Annotated in this window: 3 protein-coding genes and 2 pseudogenes; 4 read left to right on the forward strand and 1 reads right to left on the reverse strand. The window is 67.8% G+C overall.

Annotated features, from left to right (window positions below):
* Nucleotides 1-600 precede the first annotated feature (600 nt).
* The 4 genes and pseudogenes from ACIA8N_RS36365 to ACIA8N_RS36380 form a co-directional block, all read left to right on the forward strand.
* A pseudogene (locus ACIA8N_RS36365) lies at nucleotides 601-1,674 on the forward strand (IS110 family transposase); the annotation flags it as partial.
* Between the two features lie 21 nt (nucleotides 1,675-1,695).
* Nucleotides 1,696-2,373, forward strand: a complete 678-nt coding sequence (locus ACIA8N_RS36370) for a CPCC family cysteine-rich protein (RefSeq protein ID WP_365787880.1) — start codon at nucleotides 1,696-1,698, stop codon at nucleotides 2,371-2,373.
* 552 nt (nucleotides 2,374-2,925) lie between these two features.
* Nucleotides 2,926-4,509 carry a hypothetical protein gene (locus tag ACIA8N_RS36375; RefSeq protein ID WP_365787876.1) on the forward strand — a complete coding sequence of 528 codons (1,584 nt, stop codon included), beginning with the start codon at nucleotides 2,926-2,928 and terminating at the stop codon, nucleotides 4,507-4,509.
* 410 nt (nucleotides 4,510-4,919) lie between these two features.
* Nucleotides 4,920-6,248: a hypothetical protein gene (locus ACIA8N_RS36380; protein ID WP_365787878.1), complete on the forward strand. Its 1,329-nt coding sequence runs from the start codon at nucleotides 4,920-4,922 to the stop codon at nucleotides 6,246-6,248.
* A 124-nt stretch (nucleotides 6,249-6,372) separates the two neighbouring features.
* Here ACIA8N_RS36380 and ACIA8N_RS36385 read toward each other — a convergent pair.
* Nucleotides 6,373-6,530 (reverse strand): annotated as a pseudogene (locus ACIA8N_RS36385) (IS5/IS1182 family transposase); the annotation flags it as partial.

Raw genomic sequence — 6,530 nt, forward strand, 5'->3', positions numbered from 1 at the left:
CACCCGCTACGACAAGACCCGCGAGTCCTACCAAGCCGCCCTCACCATCGCCTCAATCCTGCTCTGGCTCTGATCTTTGAAGACGACCCCTAGGGGCTGCACAGGAGGTGTGACCGGAAGTGGGACCCCCACCTTTTTGATCAAGAGCGTTTCACCTGGTCAGGATCCGTTTGCAAGCCTGATCCGCGCGACGACACCTCTAATTCGTTAGTAATTAGAGGTTCTGGATCTCTGAGGGGCCCGGGGCGGTTGTCCAGCCCGGGGCAGGACGTGTGTGGTCCGGTCGGTGCCGTGGTGACCCCTACGACACCTCCGACCGTGCGAGGTCTTTGTAAAGACTGGTGGCGCTGGGCGCCGGCCGGTCCTCGCGCGTTCTGCCCCCACGAGCTCGTGGGGTTCGGGATCCTCGATGGATGAGCTGCCGCACGGTGACGCGTTTCTCCTCACGAGCTTCGAGCTCTGGACACGGCGTGCGCCCGTGCGGCCTTGCGGTGCCGCGCACGGCTGATGAGGTGGCGGGCCTTGGAGCCCTGGAATTAGTGCGCCGTGCGGCCCCGCGTGCTCGCCTTCGAGAACAGCACCGGAGAAGGGGCGGGATCCATGGACGTGTTCTGCGGGATCGACTGGGCGGAGGGACACCACGACGTCGCGCTCGTCGACGACACCGGCAAGCTGCTGGCCAAGTGCCGGATCAACGACGACCTGGACGGCTACCGGCTGCTGCTGGATCTTCTGACTGAGCACGGCGACACCGCCGAGACGCCGATCCCGGTGGCCATCGAGACCAGCCGCGGCCTGCTCGTCGCCACGGTGAGGCAGGGCCCCCGGAAGATCTACGCGGTCAACCCGATGGCTGCCTCCCGTTACCGCGACCGGCACGGAGTCAGCCGCAAGAAGTCCGACCCGGGCGACGCCCTCGTGCTGGCGAACATCATCCGCACCGACGCGCCGATGCACCGCCCGCTGCCGGCCGACACCGACCTGGCCCAGGCCGTCGCCGTCCTGGCCCGCGCACAGCAGGACGCGCTCTGGAACCGGCAGCAGGTCGCCAATCAGCTACGGTCCCTGCTCAGGGAGTACTTCCCGGCGATGATCGAGGCGTTCAGGGACAAGCCGGGAACCCTGACCCGCCCCGATGCCCGCCGCATCCTGGCCGTCGCGCCCACACCTGCCCTGGCCGCCAAGCTGCAGATGTGGAAACTGACCGCCATGCTCCGGCGAGCCGGCCGTCGCAGGGGCATCGAAGCGGACGCCGACCGAATCCAGCAGCTCTTCCGCGAGGAAGCCCCGCGGCAGCTGCCCCTCGTCGAGGACGCCATGGGCAAGCAGGCGCTCGCCCTGCTGCTGCAGCTGGACGCGGCCTGCCAGGCGGTCGACGACCTGGCGCACGCCACCGAGGAGGCATTTCGGTCACACCCGGACGCGGCCATCATGCTGAGCTTCCCCGGGATCGGTCCCCAGGTCGGTGCCCGCATTCTGGGCGAGATCGGCGACGACCGGACCCGGTTCGCCACGGCCGGTGGGCTGAAGGCGTACGCCGGCTCGGCCCCGATCACGCGGGCCTCCGGCAAACGCCGCTACGTCGGACGCCGATTCGTCAAGAACAACCGGCTCAACCACGTCGGCCACCTGTGGGCCTTCGCCTCCCTCAGCGGTTTATCCGGCGCGAACGCCGACACAGAGCAGACTGGCCCGGTGGATACGCGTCGTCCGTGCCCCTGCTGTGGTCATCTTGTCTTCGATGTTGAAGATGGGTGGCCCGGTTCCTATGCCATCTGCCCGGTCTGCTTCTGGGAAGATGACCCGGTGCAGTTCCGCTGGCCGTTCAGGCCGGGTGGCGCCAATCAATGGTCGCTCGCCGAGGCTCAGCAGAACTTCCGGGCCTATGGCGCCTGCGACCAGCGGGGCCGGCGGTTCGTCCGGCCCCCGGCGGATGACGAACCCGTCGACCCGGGGTGGCGCCCGATCGACCCGACCACCGACTTGTTCGAGGACTTCGCGGGCGAAGATCGCCGTCCTTGGCCTGATGATGGGTCAGCCCTGTGCTGGTGGCTCCCTTCATTCTGGGGAGCTCCCGAAGAGCCGGCGCACGATCCGAACCGCGAGATGGTGATCGACGTCGCTTCGGTGCACAGCGAGCGTGATCTCCATGAGGTCCTCAAACGGGAGCTCGGTTTCCCGTCGTTCTACGGCATGAACTGGGACGCATTCTGGGATGCGGTTACCGGCCTCGTCGAGATGCCCAAGCGAGTGCGCTTCGTCCGCTGGGCCGAGTTGGAACTCCGAGTACCACTGGCTGCGACCATGCTCAGGGACCAGCTGAAGAGGTACGACGAGACGGTCCAGGGGTTCAGCGTCGTCTATGAGCAGTAGCGGCGACCAAGGTCCACTTGACGGCTTAGCTGCATGAGGTGTCTTGGCTCCTTGTCGAGGACGGAGAAGGCGGTTGGTCACAGCACCGCATGACCTTCACCGAATGGCTCTACCGCTACCTCGTCGGCGAAAACATGGCCGGCCCCCACAGCTCCGTTTTCTCCCCCGGCCCGGTGCGACTGCGCAGACTCCCGATGACCGCCGCCGAATGTCCAGAGCCATGGCGGGGCCCGGATCGCGGCATGTAACCCCGCCCCACCGCGACAACCGGATCACCCTCCAGTGCGGAAGACAAGCCGAATGAGACGACCTCTAGCTTGAGTTTTAACCTCGGTACCTAATGGTTCGGCGCTGACCCACGTGAGGTGAACTCTGCAGGTCGCACGGCACGTATTCCAGCCTCGTCGGACTCGGGAAGCCCGCCTTGTTGGCGCGCGACCGTCTAGACGGGCCCTGGACGGTGCTACCCAACGCTCGGCCTGTCGCTGTACAGGCGGATAGGGTCGTGAACCAAGTCTTCGCGAGACCGGTGACACCTTGGGGGTACAAGGCATGCCTACGCCTGAGCAGATCTGGGCGGACGCCGATCTCCCCACCCGTCGGCTTGCCGGGCTGGCTCTCAACCCGTCCGCGCCGGAGAGCGTCCTCCTGCGGCTGCTCTTTGACGCTCCGCTTGCCGCACGGATGGTGCTGTGCCGGGACCGGATCCTGCCCGACGCCGTCGTCGACGCGGTGGTCGAGCACCCCGACACTTATACCCGCAGCTTCTTCGCCCGCAACCCCCATGTCGATCCGGCCCAGCGAGTTCGACTGCTGGACGATCCAGAGTGGTTCGTCCGCGCCCACCTGGCCGAGGGACCGAGGGTGGCCGCCCCCGCCCGGCCCAGGCCCCTGCCCGACGAGGCCGTCGTCCACATGATCAGCACGTACGACGACGAACTCCTGGGCGGCGCCTTCTACCAGCAGATCTCCACCAGACTGCGCCGATCCATGCCCACCCATCCAATCGCGAAAGTCCGCCGCTGGGGGGTCGGCGCATGGGCATCACTGTCCGCGGAGATGCGGGCCGCCCTCCTCACAGACCCCGACAGCGAGGTCCGGGAAACGGCGCAGAGGCATGCGCGCTATCAGGATCCGGCGTGGGTGGAGAGTGAGCTCCCTGACCGATCGTGTCACGCCCGCACCGACCTGCTGCTCCACCACCCCCTCACCAGAGCTGTCGTTCAGGGAGTCCTCGCCAGACCCGCCGGCAAGGAGGACAAGGCGATGATCGCCGTCAACCCCTCCCTCCCTCCCGACACGGTGGTCCTCCTGGCCGCCGACTCGGATCCGGAGATACGGGGCCGGATCGCGCAACGCACAGACCTTGGACCCGCCGAGCGCCGCGCACTCCTCGCCGATCCGGACCCGGACGTGCGCACGCAGGTCGCGTACCGCGCGGACCTAGGACCGGCCGAGCGCCGCACGCTCATGACGGACCCCCACCCCGACGTCCGGCTGGCCGTGTCCCACCACCCCGCACTGAGCGAGGAGGAACGGGCCCAGACCGACTACCAGGTCCCCATGGACCACCCCTTCGTCTTCCACCCCGCAACCGAGGTGCCCCGGAATCCCGAGACGGTCCGCCAAAACGCACTCTCCAACCACCCACTGCTGCGCCGGGAGGCAGCCAGGGACCACCTGCTGCCACCGGACCTCGTCGCACGCCTGGCCGCCGACGACGACCTCGGTGTACGCGTCCTGCTGGCCCAAAACCATCCAGACGCCCCCGCGCCACTTTTGCTGCGCAGCTTCCTCGAGTACACCGGCCCCGAGCGCAGCCACCTCACCACCCGGCCCAACTTCCCGACCAACGGACTGGCCGCCTTCGCCGACCACGAGGACCCCGAGGTCCGGGCCTTGGCCGCCCGGGATCCCGAAGCTGAGCCGACAGTCGTGGAGCGGCTCACCCAGGACCCGGAATCTGCTGTGAGGGCTGCGGCGACGCGCCACCCGAATCTTCCGCAGTCCCGGCTGGCAGTACTCCTCGACGACGAGGAGTTGGCCCACGATGCGGCTGCGAACGCGGCGCTGGACTTGGACACGATCCGCCGACTGTTGAAGACGGACGGCCGACGGGTAACGCCGCCGGCGTAGAGGAGCTTCCGGTTGATGCCCGCGCTCGCTACGGCCGAAGCACGGGCCGGCTATCGGTGACTCGGTCAGCCGTGGGTGGGTGAGCCGACTGGTCGTTGGAGCACGCCCTGTGTGTTTCCCGCTTCGGTTACAGGTTCGCGGCTCGCTGGAGCGAGGTCCTTAGAGGTCCCGCAGGCGCGTTGGGCCTGAAATCTCCCCCTTTCCCGCGTCGTGCCGGTGATCGTCCTCGCGGGGTTCATGGTGTCGGCCGCATCCGTCCTGGCCTTCACCCTCGCCGCGGGCTTCGGCCTGCTGTTGCTCGCCGCCATGATGCCCGCCTGACCCGGTCCCGTTGAGACGGCGGCCCTCGCTATGCTCGGCTGCGGTGTGATCGCACCACTGCAGTCTGTCGGAGGACGTGACTCGGCTTGATGTCCCTGCCCGTGGTGCTGGTTGCCGTCGTTGTCGTCTTCGCCCTCGCCGTGATCGTCACCGTGTGGCTGCTCAGGCGATCCCCGCACACCCCGGTTCCCTCCCCCCAGGGTCGCTCCGGATTGATCGACGTGCCGGAGGTCGACTTGCGGCCGGAGTTCCCTTCGGAAGGGCTTCTCGTCCCCGAGGACGTACTCCGCTCCGCCGGGTCGACATCGGCCGCGATCTGGGACGCGCTCGAAGCGGCCGCGACGCCGGTGGCCATCGCATACCACCCAGTCTGCGACGCGGAGCTCGCGACGCTCCGGACGGTTCCCGTGAACGCGGCGGCCCAGCAGGCGCTGTCCGGGATCTTGGAGGCCCTGAACCCGAAGAGCCCGACGCTGTTCCAGGTGGTGCTGCCCGAGGGCGCAGAGCTCGTCAAGGCCGTCGGAACCTCCGGCTTCAGAGGTTTCTCCCGCACCGGCGGCACCACGGCGCACGCCGTGCTGAAGCCCGTCGCCGCCGGTGGAGCGATCATGGCAGGTTGGCCCGTGCTGGCCGTCGCCGGAACCGTCCTGGCGATGGACACCGTGGCGCAGCGCGAACAGCGGGCGCACCAACGCCGGGTCGAGGCCGTCCTGGGGCGCCAGGAGGAGCGTCACTACGTCGAGCGGATCACGGCTCAGAGGTCGGCCGATGCCCAGCTGACCCGCATGATCAGTCTGATGCTCGACGGCCACCGCCCGAGCCTCGACCTCGCCCTGAAGAGTGCGGACGACGAGTTCTACCGCTCCCAGCAGTTCCTGGAGAAGCACCGCGGCGTCGTCGACGAACTGGCGGACAACGACGGCAAGGTCGACTACCGCAGGCTGGAGGAGGCGCTGGGCGGCGCGACGAAGGAGGAGGACCACTTCTTCCGGGACCTTCACCTGGCGCAGGCAGCGATCGCGCTCCGGCGCAAGGCGCTGATCGCCGAAGCGGCAGCGGTCGCTCTCGTGGATCCCACGAACCCCTACGCCGCGCTGCGGAGGTTCCTGGAGACGAGGGCCCATCAGCTGGAGGACGCCGACGCGGTCGTGGCCGATCTGACCGAATGCCTCGCCCTGGTCGAGCTCAAGGGCCGCTGGTACGACTCCGGCAAGTCAGTGAAGGCGCGGCAGGAACGCCTCCGCGCCCGCATCTCCCCTCCCGGGACCGACCGCGACACCGTGATCAGCTACGTCGTGATGCCTTCCGGTCAGATGCTTCAGGTTCTTCCGCCCGACGAGGACGAACCAGCAGATGCCGATAAGCCCACGGAGTCCACTGAATCTGAGGAATTGCCACAGCCCGAGAACTCGCCGTAACCCTCCAGCCCTCGCAGCCCGCCGAAAGGGACGACGGCCGTTAATCGTGCAGCCCAATCCCCTGTCCCTCGCCATCGACACCCCCAGCGATCCTCCGCCTAAGAGGTCGTTTTCGTCCGATGTTTCATCCCGAGATGGGATGTTCTGTGGTCTTCTTCGGGTCGCGCCAGGAGATGGTGTGCTCGCCGGTGAGGCGGCGGGCCATGAGGCTGGTCATGGCGAGGTGGATCAGGGCTTCTGAGCGGGTGGGCAGGGTTTCGTAGTCGCGGGCCAGGCGGCGGT

Origin of the sequence: Streptomyces sp. NPDC051822 (assembly GCF_044452745.1) — a bacterium.
Lineage (GTDB): Bacteria > Actinomycetota > Actinomycetes > Streptomycetales > Streptomycetaceae > Streptomyces.